This is a genomic window from Streptomyces sp. CNT360 (assembly GCF_000424785.1).
Window position 1 is genome coordinate 237,890 of sequence record NZ_AUKO01000001.1, and the last position, 21,438, is coordinate 259,327.

Here is a 21,438-nt window from a genome sequence, read left to right on the forward strand (position 1 = left end):
ACCGGGCCACCGTCGCAGTCAGCTCCACGCCGACCGACTGCCGCCGCTGGCGGGCCCACCCGGACCAACCGCCGTCACAGCCGAGCCCACGCGGACCGGGCCGCCGCCGTGGTCGAGCCCACGCGGACCAACTGCCGTCACAGCCGGGCCCACCCGGACCAACCGCCGCCGCAGCCCGGCCCACCCGGACCAACCGCCGCCCAGTCGAGCCCGCGCGGGCCGGGCCGCCGCCGCAGTCAACTCCACGCCGACCGACTGCCGCCGCTGGCGGACCCACCCGGACCAAGCGCCGCCGATGGCGGGTCGCCCCGGCCGGCTGACGCGTCGGGCGGGCCGACGCACCACACGGGCGTGTCCGGCAGGCGGTGCGGGCGGAGCCGGGCTGCGGCACCGGCGGGGCCGACAGCACCGGGACCGAGGCGCGGGTGGGACCGGCTGTGCGCACAGCCGGTCCCACCCGCGTACAGGCACTCGTTACGTGCCCGCCCGGCGACGGCTTCGCCGGGCGGGACCGCGTCAGAAGACGATCGGGCCCGGCGTCTGCTTGCTGACGGCCTTGCAGGTGTTGGCCTGGCCCAGGATTTCGAGGTCGAGCGACGCGACGTCGGAGCCGTCGGCCGGGATGTAGGAGTCGAGGCTGTCGCCCTCGGTGACGGGTGCGGTCAGCGGGCCTACGGTCAGCGGCTCGCCCGCGGGGGCGGCCTCGTTGGCGGTGCCCGTGAAGTCCACCGTGCCACCGGAGGCCCGCTCCAGGCGCAGGGTGGCGGTGACGGAGTCGGCGGGGATGTCGGCGGGGGCCAGACCACCACTGGTGGAGACCTTGACCGAGCCGACACCGCCCTCGGCTGACGCCTCGATCTTCAGGTCGGTGACCCCGTAGGAGCCGCAGTCGTACGTCGCCGTCACGGTCTGTGCGGCGGCGGGGGCTGCGGAGGCCGGGGCGGCAAGGGCCAGCCCGCCGAGGAGGACGGCGGTGGAGGCGACAGTGCCTGCCTGGATGATCCGACGCATGATCGGTTCCTCTTCTCACTCGTGATGGGTGGTGCTACGGGCGGCCGGGGTCGGTCGCCCGGGTCCGGGAAACTCGGGGTGAGCCGGAGGGAGGGGACATCGAGGGGTGGTCCGGCGGTCGCGCCGGTGAGGTCCCCGTCCTCGCGGTGGGCGGTCGCCAGTCGGCGATGCCGTCGAAGCCGCGCAGCAGGAGTCCCGGCACGGCCCGGGAGGCCATGCGCATGAGGCCGTCCCGGGCCGCGACGGTGCCGGGGGAGCGCAGCGAGGTCAGCTTGAGGAGGCGCGCGGCCCGGCGCACCACGGCCTGCGTGCGGGGCCTGCGGTCGCGGTCGTACCCGGCGAGCGCGGCCACCGGGTCCGCGTCCGGCGCGGCGTGGTGGGCGAGGACGACGCCGTCCTCGATGGCCATGCTGGCGCCCTGCCCCAGGGTCGGCACCATGGCGTGCGCCGCGTCGCCGAGGAGCGCGGTGCGGCCCCGGTGGAACGCCGCGAGCGGCACCTGCATGTGGTGGACGTCGCAGCGGAGGATCTCGTGTTCGGGCACCGACTCGATCAGTGCGGGCACCGGGTCGTGCCAGCGGCCGAAGCGCCGCCGCAGCTCCGCCTTCTCCCCGTCGGCGGACCGGCCGCCCTCGTCGGTGGCGGCGCAGGCGTAGATGAACACGCTGTCCGCGTCCCGCACGAGGGTGCCCCACACCTGGGCGCGGCCCCACGACTCGTGCGGGACGAAGTCGGAGCCGGGGGTCGGCGCGAGGATGCGCCAGACGGTCCAGCCGCCGAAGGCGGGGCCGGGGTGGTCGGGGAAGAGGATGGCCCGGGCCGGGGAGCGTACGCCGTCGGCGGCGACGACCAGGTCCGCCTCGTGCCTCCCGTTGGGGGTGCTCACATGGGCCTTGTGCAGGGCCGAGCCGGCGTGGGTGAGGAATGCCGCCTCCCGTGTGCGGACGGTGCCTGCGGGCAGCCGGTCGACGATCAGGTCGATCAGGTCGCTGCGCCGCAGGACGACCAGGGGTGCACCGAACCGTGCGACGACGGCCTCGCTGCGGGTGCGGGTCAGGGGCCGGCCCGCGGGGTCGCACATCAGGCCGTCACCCCGCCAGGACGCCAGCTCGCTGATCTGCGTACCGAGGCCGAGCGTGCCCAGTGCGCGCTGGGCGTTGGGCGCCAGCGCGAGGGCGGCCCCGACGGGGGCGGGGCCGGCAGCGCGCTCCAGGACGGTGGTGTGCCAGCCGCGCCGGTGCAGGGCCAGCGCGGTGGTCAGACCGCCGATGCCGCCGCCGATGACGACGGCTCGGGGAGGGGACATGAGCTCTCCTCGAAAGGGGTGCGGTGCGTGCTCGGGCTGGCGGGCCGGCCGGAGCGGACCGCAGCCCGCTCCGGCCGGCCCACGCGGTCACTCGCGCGCACCCCCCGCCCGCCAGTGCACGGCCGCGGCTCCGGCGAAGTCCCCGGCGTGGGCGAAGCCCGCCAGCATCAGCAGGCTGCCGTCGGGGATCCGGCCCTCCCGGATGCCGTGGTCGAGCGTGATGGGGACGCCGGCGCCGAAGAGGTTGCCGAACCGGTCGAAGGTGTCCAGGTGGCGCTCCGGGGGGATGGAGAGCCTCTCCTGCCACTGCTTCAGGAACATCCGGTTGGGCTGGTTGGTGATCAGCATGTCGATGTCGTCGGTCTTGAGGTCGAGTTCCGCACAGACCCGGCCCACCACCTCGGGGACGAGCCGGTTGCCGCGCTCGACGATGTCCGCCACCTTGTCGGGGGTGAACCCGACGTGCATCTGGCTCTCCCCCGCCTCCCAGTACTTGCGCCCGTCGGGCAGCGAGAGTCCGCAGTCGCGGGTGTAGTCCCCGCGGTTGGTGACCGCGATGCCGAGCACCGGTGACGTGTCGGACGCCGCCACGTAGGCGGCGCTGCAGCCGTCGCCGGGGATGACGGCCTCGGGGAGCTTGCGCACCTGGGACTGGGTCATCACCGGGCCCGCGCCGTTCTGGACGTTGAACAGCAGCGCGGATTCGGCCTGTCCCGAGCCGATGAGTGCCCGGGCGATCCTGAGCAGGTGCACGAAGGAGGCACATCCGCCGTTGTGGGCGTCGAGCACCCAGTCGGCGCTGACGCCGAGCCGGTGGGCGACCTCGGCGCCCGGGCCGGTGAAGGGCACCTCGGGGAGCAGCGTGTTGGTGATCACCACGTCGGCGCCCTCGACGGCGTCCTTGCCGATCCGCTCGCGCAGGAGCAGTCCGGCCTTCTCCATCATGTCCGCGGGGGTCTCGTCCCGGGACACCTGGTGCCGGTGGTGCGGCGCCTTGAACATGGTGTGCCCGGACATCTCGCCGTCGTCCTCCTGGAACTGGCGGAACCAGTCCGTGTCCACCGGTTCCCCCGGCAGGTAGGAGGCGAGTTCGAGCAGGCTGACCGTCCTCATGCGGCGGTGCCGTGGCGGAGTTCGAGGATCTTCTTGAGGTTGTCGATCTCCACCTTGTGGCCGGCGTAGAAGAGGCCCCAGGTGTCGCCGACCCAGGGGCGCTCGGGGCTGGAGGCCAGCTCGGGGTGCGGGTTCTTGTCGTAGTACGGGTGGTGGCAGTTGGTCCAGATGACCACCGAACCGCGCTTGCCCAGCACGGTCTCGGCCGAGATGATCCGGTGGATGTAGACCATCCACAGCTCCTCGCCCTGGTCCCAGGCGCACTTCATGTCCACGGTGAGCGCGTCCGGGTTGCCGTCGATGCGCAGGAATATCTTGGTCTCGTCGTCGAGCAGGGTGTCGCGGCCCTGGTAGAGACCGGGGGTGTCGGTGGGCGCGAAGTCGCGGGTGCTGTAGGTGTACTCGTTGAGGTTGCGCTCGTCGGTCAGGTAGTCGTAGACGGCCTGCGGCGGTGCGTCGATGTACTGGTGGACGGTGACGAACTGCCCGTACACCTCGTCGTAGGTGAAGGTCTCCTTGGTCAGCGTCGCCGCGTGCGCGAACGCCTCCTCGCGGGGCGTGGTCTCCCAGCGCAGCAGCCCGGGGACGTCCTTGAGGTCGTCGGGGACCGCGGGAGGCGGCGTGTAGTCGGCGGCCGGGTCGGTGTGCGTCGGGGCGGTGGTCATCCTGGTACGACTCCTTGGTTGACGGGCCGGTTGGATCCGGCGGCGATGGCGTCCTGGAACGGACGGAACGGGGGCACCTCGGCCGGGTCGGCCTCGATGCAGATCAGGGCCGGCGCGCGGGTGGCGTGGGCCCGTCCGAGCGCCGCGCGCAGCTCGCCCGCGCTCCGGGCGGTCACCGCGTCCAGGCCGGGGAACATGGCGGCCATGCCGTCACCGATCCTGGCCGGCCGGAAGAGGTTGTAGGAGTAGTCGCCCCCGTAGAAGAGCTGCTCCCTGGTGCGGCACATGCCGTGCGACCGGTTGTCGAAGATCACGAATGTGACGGGCAGCCGGTGCTCGATCGCGGTGTGCACCTCCATGCCGTGCATGAAGAACGCCCCGTCGCCGGCCAGTACGCAGGTACGCCGCCCGGTGGCGAACGCGGCACCGACGGCCGCGCCGAAGCTGTGGCCCATGCCGCCCATGCCCATGGCGACGATGAACCGGCCGCCCGGGGGCACGCCCACGTGGTGGATGGCGACGGCACCGGTGTTGCCCGCGTCGCTGACCACGGTGGAGCGCTCGGGAAGGGCCGCACCGACCAGGCGCGCCGCCGTCGTCATGTCCAGCGCCGCCGAGTCCGGCACGTGCGACAGCTCCGCAGTCGGGGCGCTCGCCTGCTGTGCTGCGAGGTTGTCCACCAGGGCCCGCGCGGCACCGTTGCGCTGCTGGAGCCCCGCGCGCGGTGCGAGCAGTTCCCCGGTGAGCAGGCTCATCTCCTCGCGCAGGTCCCCGGTGAGCCGCACCAGGTCCTCGTGCGCCTCCAGGAACGGCGGGCGGCGGTCGAGGCAGACGACCGGCACGCCCTTGAGGTGGTCGTGCAGCCCGGCACCGGCCATCTGCGGCAGCCGGGTTCCGGCCAGCACAACGGCGGAAGCCTGTTCCAGCGCGGCCTGTACCTCGACGCCGCCGATCACTCCGGCGATGCCGAGGTGCCGGGGGTCCCGGTCGTCGAAGACGTCCTTGGCGTCGGGTGCCACCGCGACGCGTGCCCCGAGCGCCGCGGCGAGCGCGGCGAGTTCGGGCCGGGCGTCGGCCCGCGCCACACCCTCGCCGGCGATCACGGCCACGCCCTGCCGCTCCGCGGCCGAGCGCAGCAGGGTCACGGCCTGCGCGCGGTCGGCGGCGGCGGAGCTCGGGCGCTCGGGCGCGGCCTGCCTCGCGGGGCTGTCCCAGGGGGCGAGGACGGCCTGCTGGACGTCCTTGGGCAGCAGCAGCACGGCGGGGCCCGGTGCGGCCGACGCGGCGGCGAAGGCCCGCGGCAGCGCCTGGAGGATCGCTTCGGGTTCCTCCACCCGCTCGCAGCTCACGGCGATCTGTCCGAAGAGCCGGGCCGCGTCCATGGAGCCCGCCAGGCCGCTGGTCTCCTGGAAGGAGCCGCGCCCGTTCAGCGACACGGGCGGCTGCCCGATGAGCGCGAGGGCCGGTACCCAGGAGGCGCGCAGCTCGGCGAGTCCGGGCACCAGGTTCATGGCGCCGGCGCCGGAGGTGGCGGCGACCACGGGCATCCGCTGGGCCGCGCGGTGGTATCCGTCGGCCATCGTGGCTGCCGAGAATTCGTGTTTCGCGACCACGCCGAGCGGGCCGTGCTCCGCCAGGTGGAGAGCGTCGTAGAGGTCCTCGATGTTGGCGCCACCGACTCCGAAGACGTGACGGACTTCCTGCCGGCTCAGGAAGTCGACGATGAAGTCGACCACACGGAATGGGGTTCTCATGGACCGTCCTTTTCTCAGGCGGTGGTCCGGTCATTTCAGTTCCGTGCGGCGCGCACCGACAAGTGGCACCTGTCTGCCATCCGGGGGCGGGGGCGGTATGGCAGGGATCTGCCATACCGGTCTGTCATGTGCCGTGCGGCCGGGCGGGGTTAGCTTCCTTCGACTGCGATCGACTGAAAGGGAGATTCCGTGATCACCGTCGACACCGTGTGTGCCCTCATAGCAAAGAAGCTCGGCAGCAAGGCCACCGACCTCACTCTCGGCGCCGATACCGCCTTCGACTCGGTGGGCCTGTCCAGCCTGCAGATCGCCGACATCGTCTACACGATCGAGGACGACGCGGAGGTCGAGCTGGACCCGAGCCAGGCCGCCAACGTGAAGACGGTCGGCGACCTGGTCGAACTGGTCGAGACGACCCGGGCCGCCGGCGCGGCGGCGTGAGCGCCACCGCCTACCAGGGCGCCACCGCCGAGGCGATCCGGCACCACTACGACGTCTCCAACGACTTCTACGCGCTCTGGCTGGACTCCTCCCTCACCTACACGTGCGCCCTGTGGGCCGAGCCGGGGTCGAAGGAGGCGGCGCTCGACGACCTGGAGACGGCGCAGGCGCGGAAGCTGGACCACCTCATCGAGGGGGCGCGTGCCGGTGGCGCCCGGCGCGTCCTGGACGTGGGCTGCGGCTGGGGCAGCCTGCTGAAGCGGCTGATCCAGGTACACGGCGTCCAGCACGCCGTGGGCCTCACGCTCAGCGACAGCCAGGCCGAGCTGGCCGAGTCGGCCCGGATCACCGGGGCCGAGATCCGGGTGGAGAACTGGCGCGACCACCAGCCGGCCGAGCCGTACGACGCGATCGTGTCGATCGGGGCCTTCGAGCACTTCGCGCGCACCGGCCTCTCCCGCGCCGAACGGGTGGCAGGCTACCGGGAGTTCTTCGAGCACTGCTTCGAGTGGCTGCCGCCCCGGGGCCGCATCGCCCTCCAGACGAACGTCAAGGGCAACAACACGGTGATGGACAAGGCCACCGTGCGGGAGCTGATGTTCATCATGGAAACGATCTTCCCGGAGTCCGAGATCCCGGCGCTCTCGGAGGTCGTCGAATCGAGCGAGAAGCTCTTCGACGTCGTCTCCCTGCGCAACGACCCGGACCACTACAGCCGCACCTGCGTGGAATGGCTGCGGCGTCTCAGGGAGAACAGGGAAGCGGCCGTGAGGCTCTCCGGCGAGGAGAACGTCGTCAATTACGAGAACTATCTGGGGGCCAGCGTCAGGCACTTCCAGAACCGCCACCTGGGGCTGTCGAGAATAATTCTCGAAAAGGGGCGCTGAGTGAGTACGCGAAAGCATGTCGTCTACTGGCACGAGACGGAGCCGGTCGTCCCGGAACCGCCGCTGCGCGAGAACGTGGACTGCGATGTCGCCGTCGTCGGCGGCGGCTACACCGGGCTGTGGGCCGCGCACTTCCTCAAGGAGGCCGAGCCCGCGCTGGACATCCGTGTCGTCGAGGCGGAGTTCGCGGGGCACGGCGCCTCGGGCCGGGCCGACGGCTTCGTCACGCCGACCATCGGCAAGGACATCCAGGCCCTGGTCAAGGAGTTCGGGACGCGCCGCGCCCTGGAGGCCTCGCAGGCAGTCGGGCGGTCCGTGCTGGAGATCGGCCGCTTCACGCGCCGCAACAAGATCGACGCGGAGTACGAGGCCAACGACTACCTGATGGTGGCCACCACGCAGGCGCAGTTGCGCCGGCTGCGTACCGACCGCGACCTGGCCACCAGGATCGCCGGCCGGGAACAGCCGCCGGTCCTCCCGGCTGCCGACGCGCAGGAGGTGATCGGCTCCCCCGCCGTGCTGGGCGCCATGCGCACCGGGGGCGCCCTGGTCAACCCGTTCAAGCTGGCCCGCGGTGTGGCCCGGGTGGTCAAGGAGCGGGGCGTCGTGGTCCACGAGAACACCCCGGTCGTCCGGGTACGGCCGGGCGTGCGGCCGCAGGTCGTCACCCCCGGGGGCACGATCACCGCCGACAAGGTGATCGTCGCCGCCAACGCCCGCCAGTTCACCTTCCAGCAGTTCCGCAACAAGACCGTGCCGCTGTGGAGTTACGCCATGGTGAGCGAACCGCTCACCACCGAGCAGCTCGGCCGGATCGCCTGGGCGGGCCGCGAGGGGATGGTCGAGGCGAAGACGTTCTTGACCTGTGCCCGCTTCACCGCCGACAACCGGCTGCTGTGGGCGGGCGGGCCCGCCTTCTACTTCTGGGGACGGGACATGCGCCGCCGCCGCATGAACGACCAGCGCGCCTACCGGGCCCTGTCCGAGGAGTTCGGCCGGTTCTTCCCGATGTGGCGGGACCTGCGGTTCACCTACACCTACGGCGGCGTCATGGACATCACCCGGGACTACGCCCCGCACTTCGGGGCGCTGCCGGGCGGCAACATCTTCTACGGCTACGGGTTCAACGGCAACGGGATCGCCGCCACCCACACCGGCGGCAAGGTGTTGCGGGACCTGGTCCTGGGCAAGGACTCGGAGTTCTCCCGATTGCTCTACGTCGACGACGCACAGCGCTCGGCGCGCGACTTCCCGCCGGAGCCCCTGCTGTACGTCGGCGCCCGTGCCACCACGCGTCTGATGGAGTGGAAGGAGTCGCGGGCATGACCGAGAGCCGCACCGTACTGCTGACCGGGGCCTCCGGCGTCGTCGGCCGGGCCATCCTGCGGGAGATACCGGGCCGCCCCCTCCGGACGATCTCGATGACCAGGCCGCAAGGCACCTCGCTGCCCGCCGAGGCGGGCGAGCAGTTGGCGGCCGACGTGGCCGAGCCGCGCTTCGGCCTGGACGAAGACAGCTACCGGGCGCTGGCCCGCGACGTGGACACCGTCGTCCACTCGGCCGGGCTGACCGAATGGGGCCTGCCGGACGAGCGCTACCGGCCCGTCAACGTGGAAGGCACCCGCCGGGTGATCGAGTTCGCCGAGGAGTCCGGCGCGACGGTGCACTTCATGAGCACCGCGTTCGTCGCCGCGCTGTCGGCGAGCGCCCCCTACCGGCTCAGCGAGACCAACGTCACCACCAACTACGTGCGCTCCAAGCTCCGCTCCGAGCAGCTGCTGCGCGACAGCGGCCTGCCGCACACCGTCTTCCGGCCGACCAACCTGATCGGCGACTCCCGCACGGGCTGGACCTCCCGGGGGCAGATCGTCCAGCTGATGTCGGACTGGATCTGCCGCGGGCGCGCCCCCTTCCTCCCGGTGCACGACGGCAACCGGATCGACGTCGTACCCCAGGACCTGCTCGCCAAAGCGGTGCTGCGCTGCATCGAACTGGGCGACGACAGCGGGGAGTTCTGGGTGACGTACGGCGAGGAGGCGATGGACATGGTCACCGCCGTCGAGGTGTGCGCCAAGCACGCCACCTCCCTCGGGCGGCCCCTGTCCCCGCCGCCGCCGGTCACCGACCCCGACACCCTCGACCCGGAGGAACTGCGCCGGCTTCCCCCGCTGGCCCGCTCCTACCTCTCGGTGCTGCGGGACGTCAGCGAGGTCACCCGGTGCGGCGGCGGCGTGCTGCCCACCTCCATGCCGACGCTGCGCGAACGCTACGGGATCCCGCACGTCCTGGACACGGACGCCTACGCGCAGACCCTCGCCTACGCCTCCGCCCACCTCAGCTGACCAGCCCGAAAGGACGCAACCGTGAACGAGGACCCGCACGAGGAATGGCAGCCACCGCGGCTGGAGCAGACCGTCGCCGTGGTCACCGGTGCCAGCCGGGGCGTGGGGCGGGGCATCGCGCTCGCCCTGGGCAGCGCCGGCGCCACGGTCTACGTCACCGGGCGCAGCAGCCGCACCACGGGACGCACCGAGGATCTGCCGGGCACGGTGGACGACACCGCGCAGGAGGTCACCGCGCGCGGCGGCACCGGCATCGCGGTGCGCTGCGACCACAGCTCCAGTGAGGACAACCAGGCGCTGGCCGACCGGATCGCGGCCGAGCACGGCTCCGTGGACCTGCTGGTGAACAACGCCTGGGCCGGCTACGAACGCTCCGCCGACGTCCGCTTCGACGCCCCCTACTGGAAGCAGCCGATGTGGCGGTACGAGCTGTGCGAGGGCTCGCTGCGCGCCCAGTACGACGTCACCAGGCTGCTCACGCCGCTGATGATCGAGCGGCAGGGCGGGCTGATCGTCGGCATCGGCTTCACCGACGGCGACACCTACCTCGGGCAGGCCGCGTACGACGTGTTCAAGTCGGCGAGCGACCGGCTCAGCAAGGCGTTCGCAGCGGACCTGCGCAAGCAGCAGGTCACGGCCCTCTCCGTGCACCCCGGCTTCGTGCGCACCGAACGGGTGGAGGCCGCCTGGGAGGCGCTGGGGGACGGACCCGCCGCGGTCGTCCACTCGCCCGAGTACGTCGGCCGGGCGATCGTCCACCTGGCCGCCGACCCGCAGGTGCAGGGCCGCTCCGGCCAGATCCTCTCGACCGGTGACCTGGCCGAGGAGTACGGCTTCAACGACACCGACGGGCGGCGGCTGCCCGCCTTCCGTCTGGAGGGCCGGATGAGTCTCGCCACCCGCATGGACCGGCTCAACCGGGTCGTCGCCCAGGCCGGCACCTCCTGATCCGCCCGGGAGCGGGCCGGCACGGGAACCGCCGTGACCCGCGCCCGGGCGCCCCGCACCGTGCTCGCCGGGGCGGGCCGAAGAGCCCCGGCAACCACCCCCACGCTGTGTTCCCGCGCAGCACGACGAACAGGAGAACCCGTATGGGCAGGGGAACAGCCCGGTCCACCGAGAAGGCCCCCTCCGGCGCGGTACCCAAGGCTGCCGGCCTCGCGCTCGCGGTGACCTGCGGTGCGCAGTTCATGGTCATCATCGACGACACCGTCGTCGCCATGGCACTGCCGAGCATCCGCAGCAGCCTCGACTTCGACCGGGCCTCGCTGGCCTGGGTCGTCGACGCCTACATGCTGCTGTTCGGCGGTTTCCTGGTGCTCGGTGGCCGCTGCGCCGACCTGTTCGGCCGCCGCCGGGTGTTCCTCACCGGGCTGGGCATCTTCACCTTCGCCTCGCTCGCCTGCGGGCTCGCCACCTCGCCCGAGATGCTGATCGTCTCCCGCGGCGCCCAGGGTTTCGGGGCAGCGCTGCTGAGTCCCTCCGCCCTGGCCATCCTCATCACCGTCTTCACGGAGGCGAAGGAGCGGCGCAAGGCACTGGGCATCTGGGGCGGTCTCACCGGCATCTCCGGGGTCTCCGGCGTGCTGCTGGGCGGCCTCATCACCGACCTCGTCGACTGGCGGTGGGTGTTCTTCGTCAACATCCCCATCGGCGCGCTGCTGTTCACCCTCACGCTGCGGCCCGCGCTCGCCGACCGCACCGAGGGGCCCGCCAAGCGGCCCGCGACCGACGGCACGGGGGCCGTCCTGATCACCGGGGCGCTGCTGCTGCTCGTCTACACCGTCATCAGCACCAACCACCGCCCGTGGGGGTCGGCGGCCACGGTGGCCGGGCTCGCGGGCGCGGCGGTGCTGCTGGCCGCGTTCGTGGTGCGGGAACAGCGCGCCGACGAACCGCTGATCCGGCTCGGCCTCTTCGCCAACCGGCAGATCTCCACCGCCAACGTGATGATGCTGCTCGCCGCCTCGGGGCTGTACGGCATCTTCTTCTTCCTGACCCAGTACATGCAGAACCTGCTGCACTGGTCGCCGCTGAAGGCGGGCATCTCCTGGGCGCCGTTCGGCGTCACCATGGCGGCCTTCTCCGGAATCGCGATCCAGCTCCTGCCCAAGGTGGGCAGCCGGGCCCTGTGCCTGGTCGGCCTCGGTTCGGCGACCCTCGGGCTCGGCCTGCTGCTCAGGACACCGCTGGACGCCTCCTACCCCACCGACCTGCTGCCCACCCTGCTGCTGTGCGCGGCGGGTTACGGACTGGCGATGGTGCCGCTGGTGGTCGCGGCCGTCAGCGGAGTACCCAAGGCCGACTCCGGGGCGGCCTCCGGGGTGCTCAACACCGGCCAGCAGATCGGCGGCGCGATCGGACTCGCGGTCCTGGCCACCCTGGCGAGCAACCGGCTGGACGACGAGATCTCCTCCGGCACCGCGGTGCCGGACGCGCTGCTGACGAGCTTCCACTCGGCGTTCCTGGTCGGGACGGTGCTCACCGCGTGCGCCGCGCTGCTGTCGCTGGCCCTGCCCGCGCTGCGCACCGAGTTCGACCCGGAGACCACCTCGGGCGTCTGACCCGCACGGCCGGAAACCACAGAAGAGGACAACAGGGATATGGACGGCAGAGAACACCGCTGGTACATGCTCGTCGCGTCGCTGGTACCGCTGCTCGCACTCGGCGCGGCCATGGTACTGGCCTGGAACCACATCTTCGGCTGGACCGACGTGCTGGTCACGCTGATCATGTACGCCATCTCGGGCCTCGGCATCTCCACCGGCTACCACCGGATGCTGACGCACCGCGCCTTCGAGACGTACAAGCCCATCCGCGTCGCGCTCGCCACCGCCGGGGTGATGGCGGGACAGGGCCCGCCGATCATCTGGGCGGCCCACCACCGCAAGCACCACAGGGTCGCCGACAAGGAGGGCGACCCGCACAGCCCGCACCTCGGCTTCGAGCCCGGCTTCAAGGGCGCGATCGCCGGGATGTGGCACGCGCACCTGGGCTGGCTCTTCGACGAGGGCCTCAAGTCCGACCCCATCCGCTACTGCCCCGACCTGGTGCGGGAGAAGCCGCTGCGCTGGCTCAGCGAGAAGTTCGTGCTCGTCGTCGCCGCCGGCATCCTGCTGCCCGGCCTGCTGGCCTTCGCAATCACCGGCGGCTCGGTCCAGGCGCTGCTGACCGGCGTCCTGTGGGGCGGCCTGGTGCGGATCTTCCTGATCAACCACATGACGTACGCGGTCAACTCCATCGGCCACTACTTCGGCCGCCGCCGGTTCACCACCACCGACGAGTCCCGCAACGTCGCCTGGCTGGCCGTGCCGTCCTTCGGTGAGGCCTGGCACAACAACCACCACGCCTTCCCGCGCTCCGCACGGCACGGGATGAAGTGGTACGAGGTCGACCTGTCGGCCGTCTTCATCTGGAGCCTGGAGCGCTCCCGGCTGGCCTGGAAGGTCATCCGGATCGACCCGGAGCGGATGACGATGCGCGAGGCCGGGATCAGCCGGGTCGACGGCACCAAGCTCGACCGGCAGGAACTGCTCGCCGCCCAGCAGCGCATCGCCCCCATGGCGGACCGCTCGCGCGACGGTTCCGACGTCTCCCTCGTGGACGTGGAGTAGCCATGGCAGCCACCGGCACCGAACTGTGGGACCTGCTGCTGCGCGAGGAGTCGAAGGGGGTCCTGCACCACTGGGACGGCGACAGCTTCGGGCACACCCCGTGGCGCCAGGTCGTACGGGAGGCCCACGGCATGGCGGCCGCACTCCGCGCGGCAGGTGTGCGGCCGGGGACGCGGGTCGCGACCGTCCTCACCAACTCGGCGCACACCGTGCGCGGGCTGCTCGCGGTCTGGCTGGCCGGCGGCGCCGTCGCCTCCTTCCCGCTGCCGGCCCGGGGGCAGAGCCCCCAGGAGTACGGGAGCCAGTTGACGCGGCTGACCGAACGGCTCGACGCGGCGATGCTGCTGACGGACGAGTCGATGCTGCCGCTGGTGCCGGCCGGGCTGACCGCGCGGTTCCCGGTGCATACCTGGACCTCGCTGTACGGCGGCGGGCACCTGGACCCGTCGCCGCCGGGGCCGCAGGACATCGCCTTCGTCCAGTACTCGTCCGGCAGCACGAGCCTGCCCAAGGGGTGCGCCCTCACCTCCCGCGCCATCGCCACCCACCTGCACATGCTCTACGACCTGGCGGACGGGCGCGTCGGTGCCGAGACGATCGTCTCCTGGCTGCCGCTCTCCCACGACATGGGCGTCTTCGGAACGCTGCTGAACGCCTGGGCGTTCGACTACGACTTCGTCCTCTCCTCCCCCGAGCGCTTCGGGATGGCGCCGCGCACCTGGTTCCGGGACATGTCCGACTTCGGCGCCACCATGTCCGCGGGCACGAACACCGCCCTGTACCTGGCCGCCCGGGCACAGGGCCGCACCCCGCTGCCGAAGCCGCTCGCCCTGAAGGTCTTCGTGGTGGGCGCCGAGCGGGTGGACGCGGCGACCCTGGAGACGGCCATGACCGCGTTCGGTCCCTCGGGCCTGAGCCGGGCGGCGTTCATGCCCGCGTACGGCATGGCCGAGGCGACGCTGGCGGTCGCCAGCAGCCCGACGGGAGAGCACCCGGTCGCCCGCAGTTTCGACGGGGCGGCGCTGCGGGACGGGGAGATCGTCGAGGTCGCCGAGGACACCCCCGGCGCCACCCGGCTGGTCTCCAACGGCCCGCCGCTGCCCGGGGTAACGGTGACCACGCAGGAGCCGGGCCGGGTCTCGCAGCTCCTGGTCTCCTCCCCGAGCCTGGCCTCCGGCTACCTCGGGGACCCCGCGCGCACGGCCGAGCGGTTCCGGGACGGCGTGCTGCACACCGGCGACCTGGGCTTCGTCCATCGAGGCGAGGTGTACTTCGTGGGCCGTGCCGACGACCTGATCTCGGTGGGCGGGCGCAACGTGTACACGAGCGAGATCGAATCGGCCGTCGAGGCGCTCGGCCCGGTCCGCGAGGGCTGCTCGGCCCTGGTGGACGTGGCCGACGGCGGCATCTCCCGGCTGGTCCTGCTGCTCGAACCCAAGCGCCGCAGCGACGACTTCCACGTGATCGCCGGCCGGGCTGCCACCGTCGCCCGGGAGAAGTCGGGCATCGCGCTCGCCGAGTGCGTCTTCGTCGAGCGCGGCCACCTGCCCCGGACCCCCAGCGGGAAGATCCAGCGCTTCCGCTGCCGGGCCGCCCTGGGACCGGACGGGGGCGCGCTGAAGACCCTCGCCCGGATCCCGCTGGACTGACCCGCCCCTGAGCCACCGTTCGAAAGAGAGACACCCCATGCTCCAGGGCCGCCCGGCGCAGCCGGACTTCTTCACCGCCACCGAGATCATCGGCCGGGAGGACTACCTGCGCCTCCACCTCAACGAGAACCCGTACGGCCCGCCACCCGGCACCGTCGAGGCCGTGCACACGGAGGCGGCGCAGCACCTCAACCGCTATCCGGACAGCGAGTGCGGTCTGCTGCGCGAGCGCCTGGCCGAGCACTTCCGTGTCGCCCCCGAGATGATCGCCATCGGCAACGGCACCGACGAGCTGGTGCTGCTCGCCTCGATGACGTTCCTGCGCGAGCCCGGCAGCCGCGTCGTCACCACCGACTCCACCTTCCCCGGCTACGTGACCTCGGCGGCGGCCGTGGGCGCACCCACGCACGTGGTTCCGCTGGCGGGTGCGGCCCTTCCGGTCGCCGGCCTCACGGCGGCCGTGCGGCAGGGTGCTGCCCTCGCCTTCGTCTGCAACCCGCTGAACCCGACCGGGGCGCTGCTGGACCGCGAGGAGGTCACCGAGCTGATCGACGCCGCCGAGAGCAGCGGCACCGTGCTGGTCTTCGACGAGGCGTACCTCGACTTCGCGGGCCCCGCACACGAGTTCGCGCTCGAAGCGGTGCGCGAGGGGCGTCGGGTACTGGTGACCCGCACCTTCTCCAAGGCGTGGGGGCTGGCCTCGGTGCGGGCGGGTCTCGCCCTCGGCCCGCCTCAGCTGGTGGAACGGATCACCGCGAGCGCGAGGGCGCTGCCCTTCAACGTCAACCGCCCGGCCCAGCGCGCCGTGCTGCGCGCCCTGGAGGCCCCCGCCCACCTGGACCGGGTGCGCGCGGACAACGCCCGGGCCCGGGAGCTGCTGTGCAAGACCCTGGACTCGCTGGGCCTCGGCCACTCCCCCTCGGCGACGAACTTCGTGATGGTCGAGGTCCCTGGGCAGGGCACCGAACCCGGCGACAGCACCCGCTTCGCGGCCCGGCTCGCCGAGGAACACCACATCCTCGTCCGCGATCTGACCCTCCTCGGGCTGCCCGGAAAGCTGCGCATCTCGGTCGGTACGGAGGCGGAGGTCGAGCGCCTCGCCGCGGCCCTCGCCCACCTGCTCGGCCGCCACTGATCCACCCCGGCGCCGCACACCGCCCGGCCCCGGGCCGGGGCGAGGCGCCGGGCCGACACCTCTTACGGAAGGAGCAGCCGGAGGCCATGGGCCACTACAAGTCGAACCTGCGGGACCTGGAGTTCACCCTCTTCGATGTGCTGGGCCGCCACGACGTGTACGGCAAGGGGGCGTTCGCCGGGACCGGCCAGGACACCGCCCGCACGGTGCTGGCCGAGGTCGAACGCCTGGCGGTGCACCAGTTGGCGGACGCCGCCGTCGCGGCGGACCGCACCCCGCCGGTCCACGACCCCCAGGCCCGCTCCGTCACGCTGCCCGACTCCTTCAAACGCGCCTACCGGGCCTGGACGGACGGCGGCTGGCACCTGCTCGACCTGCCGGCGTCGCTCGGCGGGGCCGACGCGCCCCCGTCACTGCGCTGGGCGGTGGCGGAGCTGGCCCTGGGCGCCAACCCGGCGGTCTACCTCTACCAGGGGTTCACCGGCTTCGCACGGGTCCTCGACCGCCTCGGCACCGAGGAACAGCGGCGGCTCGCCCGGTGGATGGTCGACCGGCAGTGGGGCGCCACGATGGTGCTGACCGAGCCCGAGGCGGGCAGCGACGTGGGTGCCTGCCGGACCAGGGCGCGGCGGCAGCCGGACGGGACGTGGCATCTGGAGGGCGTCAAGCGGTTCATCACCTCCGGCGAGCACGACCTGGCCGAGAACATCGTCCACTTCGTGCTCGCCCGCCCCGACGGGCACGGGCCCGGCACCAAGGGTCTGTCGCTGTTCCTGGTGCCGAAGTTCCGCCTCGCCGACCCAGCGACCGGCAGGCTGGGGGCACGCAACGGGGTGCACGCCACCGCGCTGGAGGACAAGATGGGCCTCAAGGCCTCGGCCACCTGCGAACTCACCTTCGGGGCCCAGGAGCCGGCCGTCGGCATGCTGCTCGGCGAGGAGCACAACGGCATCCGGCAGATGTTCCAGATCATCGAGCAGGCCCGGATGATCGTCGGCACCAAGTCCGCGGCCACCTTGTCCACCGGCTATCTCAACGCGGTCGGGTACGCGAAGGAGCGGATCCAGGGCACCGACCTGGCCGCACTCGGTGACCGCTCCGCCCCCAAGGTGCCCATCACCCGGCACCCCGAGGTGCGGCGCTCCCTGCTGCTCCAGAAGGGATACGCGGAGGGGCTGCGCGCCCTGGTCCTCTACACGGCGACGCTGCAGGACCGGATCGCCGCCGCGCAGGCGGAGGGACGCACCGACGAGGAAGCGACGGCACGCAACGACCTGCTGCTGCCCGTCGTCAAGGGCTACAGCTCCGAGCGCGCCTGCGAGCAGCTCAACCACTCCCTGCAGATCCTTGGTGGGGCGGGCTACATGAAGGACTTCCCGCTGGAGCAGTACATCCGCGACACCAAGATCGACACCCTGTACGAGGGGACCACCGCCATCCAGGGGCAGGACTTCTTCTTCCGCAAGATCGCGCGGGATCAGGGCGCGGCCCTCGGAGGACTGCTCACCGAGGTGGAGAAAGAGACACGCCAGGAGGCGGGCGGCGCCCTGGCGGAGGAGCGCGCGCTCCTCGCGGAGGCGGTGACGCAGGTGCGCGCGATGGCGGACGCCCTGGGCGCGTTCCTGCTCCGTTCGCTGGAGGAGCCCGCCGCGGTCCACCAGGTGGGACGGAACACCACACGGCTGCTGATGGCCACCGGTGACCTGCTGCTCGGCTGGCTGCTGCTGCGTCAGGCGGGGGTCGCTCAGGCGCAGTTGGATGCGGGCTCAGACGGCCGGAACGGTGCCGGACGCGCCTTTCGTCTGGGCAAGATAGCGACGGCCAGGTTCTTCGCCCAGGAGGTGCTTCCGTTGCTCACCACCGAACGGGCCCTCGCGGAGCGTCACGACAGCATCCTGATGGGGCTGCCGGACGACGCCTGGTGACCGCCCCGCGCCGGACCCCGCGGTGCGCGTGCCCGGCGCATGTGAAGCACCGACCCCCAGGGTCCCTCCGACCGTCGAGCCTGTAAGGAGCCACTTGTGACCGAGTCTTCGACCACCGCACTCGCCCCGGGACACCAGACGATGCTGCTGGCCCACCGCGCCATGGTGCGCGACCTGGAGCGCATCGGCCGCGCCGCGCGCGAGCTGCCGGCCGGGAACTCCGAGCGCGCCACCGCCCTGCGCGGCTACGTGGACAGAATCTCCCAGCTCATCGAGCACCACCACGAGGGCGAGGACGACTTCCTCTGGCCCAAGCTGCGCGAACGCGGCGCCGACGAGGAGGCGTTGGCGCTGATGACCGCCGAGCACGAGGACCTCACCAAGGTCCTGCACGCCTGGCACGCCACGAGCCGCCGGCTCGGCAGCGACGAGGCGGCCCCGGCCGAGCTGGCCGCCCAGACGGACGAGTTGCGCGAGCAGCTCGCCCAGCACGCCGGGGACGAGGAGCGCGAGCTGACGGGGCGGCTGGCCCCCGCCCTCGACAAGGGCGTCTGGAAGGGCTTCGCGACCCATATGCGCAAGACGGCACCGGGCTGGACGCTGCGGTTCATGCCGGCCTGGCTGCTGTCGGTGGCAACCCCTGCGGAGCGCGGCGGCGTTCCCGGCGCACCGGTCGGACGGCTGTTCAGCGGCTGGCTGGAGAAGAACCGGCGCGCCGCGTTCGGCGACACCTACTGACGGCACGGCCACCGGAGACGCCACCGCTTGAAGCCACCACTCAGGTGCCGCACCGCCGTCGCCGGAGCACCGGCGCCGGCGCGGTGGCGCTGCTCCACCGGAAGCGAGCAGTGACGCTGCTGCGCCGGAACTGAACGGTCAGAACTGAACCACTGGACCGCCCGGTCGCCGAGCGACCGCACCCCCTGTCGCACGGGCCGGGCGGCGGTTCAGTGCGTTCTTGAGCGAGGAGGAATATCCATGCACATACCCATAAGACACCTCCCGTCCTCGCACGAGAGATCGGGCGCGGCGGACAGCTCGTCGTCGCCGCTTCTGGAGGCGGGGCGACGGTGGGTGGACGAGTTCGTCATGCGCCCGCACGAGGGCACCAACCGGGACGGCGCGGTCTGCCCGTTCGTGGAGTCCGCGATGAAGGCGCAGACCTTCCTGCTGGAGGAGTGGGAGGTCGATCCGGGCGCCGACGCCGAGGGCCTGGTCGAGGTGGTGCGCCGGATGGCCGAGACCTTCGAGAAGACGAACTGGGAGGGCCGCAACCGCTTCCTGCACACACTGGTGCTGGTCCTCTCCGGCCTCCCCGAGGAGCGCTACCACCTGCTCGACGAGACACACCGGCTGGTCAAGCCCGAACTGGTGGACCGCGGGCTGATGCTGGCCCAGTTCCACCCGCACTGTGACGAACGCGCCGCCCGCAACCCCGAATTCCAGGTCGCCCGGGCCCCGGTGCCGATGCTGGCCATGCGCCGGATGGCGCTGCACGACGTGCTCTTCCTCGACTCCGACCCCGAGTGGTTCGCCGCCTACGAACAGCGGTACGGCAAGCGGCACGAACAGGGGGCGGTCGCCGACCCGCTGTTCGCCGAGACGTTCGCCACGGCACGGGACCGGTGGAACGATGCCTGAACGAAGCCTCAACGAGGGCTGAGAGCCGGTACAACTCACGGGGAACGCGCCACGCACGGCACCGTCACGACCGAGCGGCTGCCGGCAGACGTGGACGCCACAGACTTGTCACCGCCACCCCCCACACCTGCTTGCGGGTGCCTGCTGCGCCGGTCCGACCGCGCGCGGGCCCGGCGGGTCAGGGTGACAGGGCGGGTGAAGGGCGGGACCGCGCGGCAGGGCTGGACGGCTCCGACCGGAGGGAACGGGAGCTTCCCCGCGGCCGCTGAGGGACCTCGATGGTGCGGCCGCGCAGCCGCCGGGAGGTGCGCCAGCCGCCGACGCCGAGCTGGAAGTGCACATCCCAGGTGCCGGGAGCCAGCGGACGGCCGTGGTCGGCGGTGGCGGGGTCGACGGTGAACTCGGCCTCGTAGCGCAGGGTGCGCGTGTCGGGGGCGGGCGCCCTGCCGGGTATGTGCGCGGCAGCCTGGTCCCACAGCCTCCGCAGCCCGCGGCGCCACCGCGCCGGACGGCTGCGCGGTGCCTGTGGCCCGTTCCGCTCCGTGGCCGCGTCCTCGGTCACCCGCCAGGTGGTGGCCAGGTTCAGCACGGTGCCGCCCTCGCGGTGCCGCAACTGGCCGCGCACGTTGCTGCGCCGTACGGCCTTGGCGAAGTCGGCCGCCTCGACCGCCCCCGGGACGGCCGCGACGCGGGGCGGCAGCCGCAGCAGGAGGCGGCCGTCCGCAGTGCGGGAGAAGACCAGCCGTGCCGCCCCCCGCCCCCTGCCGCGCCTGCGGACGAGCGCGGTCGTGCACCGCAGGTGCCAGGAGCCGTCGTCGCGCTGCTCGGCCGCCTCGACGCGGGGCCGGTGCCCGACCCCGGCCTCGAAGGCCGCCAGTTCCTCGGCGGCGGCGAGATCGCCGTGCCGGGCCAGGGCCGCGACGACCCGGAGCCGGGTGGGCAGCGCCGCGTCCGCCTCCTGAGGCATGTCGCGGGCCAGGGCGCGCACCGCCGCGAACCAGTCGGCCCGCCGCTCGGCGCTCTCCTCCAGCAGGCGCCGCCCACCGATGCGGTCCAGCGCCTTCTTGCCGTACCACTTGGCCGCCAGGCGGTTGCGGTGGCGGCCGGCCGGGACCCGGGTGTCGGGGGCGTCGAGGAGCGCGAGGACCTGACGGACGCTGTCGATGTAGGCGCCCGGCTCGCTCCGCTCGAAGCTGACGTTGTGGTTGCCGCCGGTGTGCCGCACCCAGTGGTAGCAGGTGTAGTCGTGGACGGTGGCGACCCGGTCGGTGAGCAGGAAGGCCCGCAGCGTGAACATGTGGTCCTCCAGGCGCACCTTCCCCTCGGGGAAGCGCAGCCCGTGCGCCCGCAGGAAGTCACGCCTGAAGAGCTTGTGCACCGTCATGGAGGCCAGCAGCGCGGGGTCGCTGCGCAGATCCCCGGCCTCCATCGGCTTCTCGAACAGCGCCCGCGGCGCCCTGCGGCCGTGGCCGGCCATCCGGCCGATGACGATGTCGGCGCCGGTCTCGCAGGCCCGGGCCCAGGTCCGCTCCAGGGCCTCGGGGGCCAGCCAGTCGTCGTCGTCCACGTAGTAGACGTAGCTGCCGCGGGCCGCGTCGGTGCCGACATTGCGGGGGCGCCCGGGCCAGCCGGAGTTCGGGATGCGCAGGACGCGGACGGTGTCGTGCGCGTCCTGCGCGGCCGTCTCGGCCTTCAGGAGGGCGACGGTGTCGTCGACGGACCCGTCGTCCACGTAGATGACCTCGAACTGCGAGCGCGGCATGGTCTGCGCCAGGAAGGAGCGCAACCCGGTGAGCACCGTCCGGCCCGTGTTGGAGGTGGGCACGACGATGCTGATCTTGACCGGGGAAGGACCTGCGGCGGCCGACGGCGCGCCGGTGTTCACGGGCATGGTGTGCGTGCGGCCTTTCGCTCGGCGGACAACCCTGCGGATGGAATCCCCGGCGCGGGTGCCC

Annotated in this window: 18 protein-coding genes; 12 read left to right on the plus strand and 6 right to left on the minus strand. The window is 72.4% G+C overall.

Annotated features, from left to right (window positions below):
• Positions 1–516: 516 nt before the first annotated feature.
• From H297_RS0100990 to H297_RS0101010, 5 genes are all read right to left on the minus strand, one after another.
• A complete protein-coding gene (locus H297_RS0100990) occupies positions 517–1,011 on the minus strand; it encodes a hypothetical protein (protein ID WP_027735523.1) in 495 nt (164 codons plus the stop codon).
• Between the two features lie 34 nt (positions 1,012–1,045).
• On the minus strand, positions 1,046–2,317 hold the full coding sequence (locus H297_RS0100995) for an FAD-dependent oxidoreductase (RefSeq protein WP_027735524.1): 1,272 nt from the start codon (positions 2,315–2,317) through the stop codon (positions 1,046–1,048).
• A gap of 87 nt (positions 2,318–2,404) precedes the next feature.
• Positions 2,405–3,430: a 3-oxoacyl-[acyl-carrier-protein] synthase III C-terminal domain-containing protein gene (locus tag H297_RS0101000; protein WP_027735525.1), complete on the minus strand. Its 1,026-nt coding sequence runs from the start codon at positions 3,428–3,430 to the stop codon at positions 2,405–2,407.
• Positions 3,427–4,095, minus strand: coding sequence for an SRPBCC family protein (locus tag H297_RS33785; RefSeq protein ID WP_106959523.1), 669 nt, complete (start codon positions 4,093–4,095; stop codon positions 3,427–3,429). Before H297_RS33785 ends, H297_RS0101000 begins: the two co-directional genes overlap by 4 nt.
• The gene (locus tag H297_RS0101010; RefSeq protein WP_037792458.1) at positions 4,092–5,849 is read right to left on the minus strand and encodes a thiamine pyrophosphate-dependent enzyme; all 1,758 of its coding nucleotides are present in this window, start codon (positions 5,847–5,849) and stop codon (positions 4,092–4,094) included. Before H297_RS0101010 ends, H297_RS33785 begins: the two co-directional genes overlap by 4 nt.
• Before the next feature lie 189 nt (positions 5,850–6,038).
• Here H297_RS0101010 and H297_RS0101015 point away from each other — a divergent pair, with 189 nt between their 5' ends.
• From H297_RS0101015 to H297_RS0101070, 12 genes are all read left to right on the plus strand, one after another.
• Positions 6,039–6,290, plus strand: a complete 252-nt coding sequence (locus H297_RS0101015; protein WP_027735527.1) for an acyl carrier protein — start codon at positions 6,039–6,041, stop codon at positions 6,288–6,290.
• Positions 6,287–7,177: an SAM-dependent methyltransferase gene (locus H297_RS0101020; RefSeq protein ID WP_027735528.1), complete on the plus strand. Its 891-nt coding sequence runs from the start codon at positions 6,287–6,289 to the stop codon at positions 7,175–7,177. The genes H297_RS0101015 and H297_RS0101020 overlap by 4 nt, the downstream gene beginning before the upstream one ends.
• A complete protein-coding gene (locus H297_RS0101025) occupies positions 7,178–8,503 on the plus strand; it encodes an NAD(P)/FAD-dependent oxidoreductase (protein ID WP_027735529.1) in 1,326 nt (441 codons plus the stop codon).
• A complete protein-coding gene (locus H297_RS0101030) occupies positions 8,500–9,519 on the plus strand; it encodes an SDR family oxidoreductase (protein ID WP_027735530.1) in 1,020 nt (339 codons plus the stop codon). Before H297_RS0101025 ends, H297_RS0101030 begins: the two co-directional genes overlap by 4 nt.
• Before the next feature lie 21 nt (positions 9,520–9,540).
• Complete coding sequence (locus tag H297_RS33790; RefSeq protein ID WP_037792460.1) at positions 9,541–10,467, plus strand: SDR family NAD(P)-dependent oxidoreductase; 927 nt, start codon at positions 9,541–9,543, stop codon at positions 10,465–10,467.
• Between the two features lie 143 nt (positions 10,468–10,610).
• Entirely contained in the window at positions 10,611–12,083 is a 1,473-nt protein-coding gene (locus H297_RS0101040; RefSeq protein ID WP_027735531.1) for an MFS transporter, read from the plus strand.
• A 39-nt stretch (positions 12,084–12,122) separates the two neighbouring features.
• The gene (locus H297_RS0101045; RefSeq protein WP_027735532.1) at positions 12,123–13,133 is read left to right on the plus strand and encodes an acyl-CoA desaturase; all 1,011 of its coding nucleotides are present in this window, start codon (positions 12,123–12,125) and stop codon (positions 13,131–13,133) included.
• Positions 13,134–13,135: 2 nt separating this feature from the next.
• Positions 13,136–14,782: an AMP-binding protein gene (locus H297_RS0101050; protein WP_051351389.1), complete on the plus strand. Its 1,647-nt coding sequence runs from the start codon at positions 13,136–13,138 to the stop codon at positions 14,780–14,782.
• A 37-nt stretch (positions 14,783–14,819) separates the two neighbouring features.
• Entirely contained in the window at positions 14,820–15,917 is a 1,098-nt protein-coding gene (locus H297_RS0101055) for a pyridoxal phosphate-dependent aminotransferase (RefSeq protein WP_027735534.1), read from the plus strand.
• An 86-nt stretch (positions 15,918–16,003) separates the two neighbouring features.
• Complete coding sequence (locus tag H297_RS0101060) at positions 16,004–17,842, plus strand: acyl-CoA dehydrogenase (protein WP_027735535.1); 1,839 nt, start codon at positions 16,004–16,006, stop codon at positions 17,840–17,842.
• A 96-nt stretch (positions 17,843–17,938) separates the two neighbouring features.
• Positions 17,939–18,580, plus strand: coding sequence for a hemerythrin domain-containing protein (locus H297_RS0101065; RefSeq protein WP_486589362.1), 642 nt, complete (start codon positions 17,939–17,941; stop codon positions 18,578–18,580).
• A gap of 240 nt (positions 18,581–18,820) precedes the next feature.
• The gene (locus H297_RS0101070; protein ID WP_158693624.1) at positions 18,821–19,483 is read left to right on the plus strand and encodes a DUF6875 domain-containing protein; all 663 of its coding nucleotides are present in this window, start codon (positions 18,821–18,823) and stop codon (positions 19,481–19,483) included.
• Positions 19,484–19,661: 178 nt separating this feature from the next.
• Here H297_RS0101070 and H297_RS33795 read toward each other — a convergent pair whose 3' ends face one another.
• On the minus strand, positions 19,662–21,374 hold the full coding sequence (locus H297_RS33795; RefSeq protein WP_051351390.1) for a glycosyltransferase family A protein: 1,713 nt from the start codon (positions 21,372–21,374) through the stop codon (positions 19,662–19,664).
• Positions 21,375–21,438 lie beyond the last annotated feature (64 nt).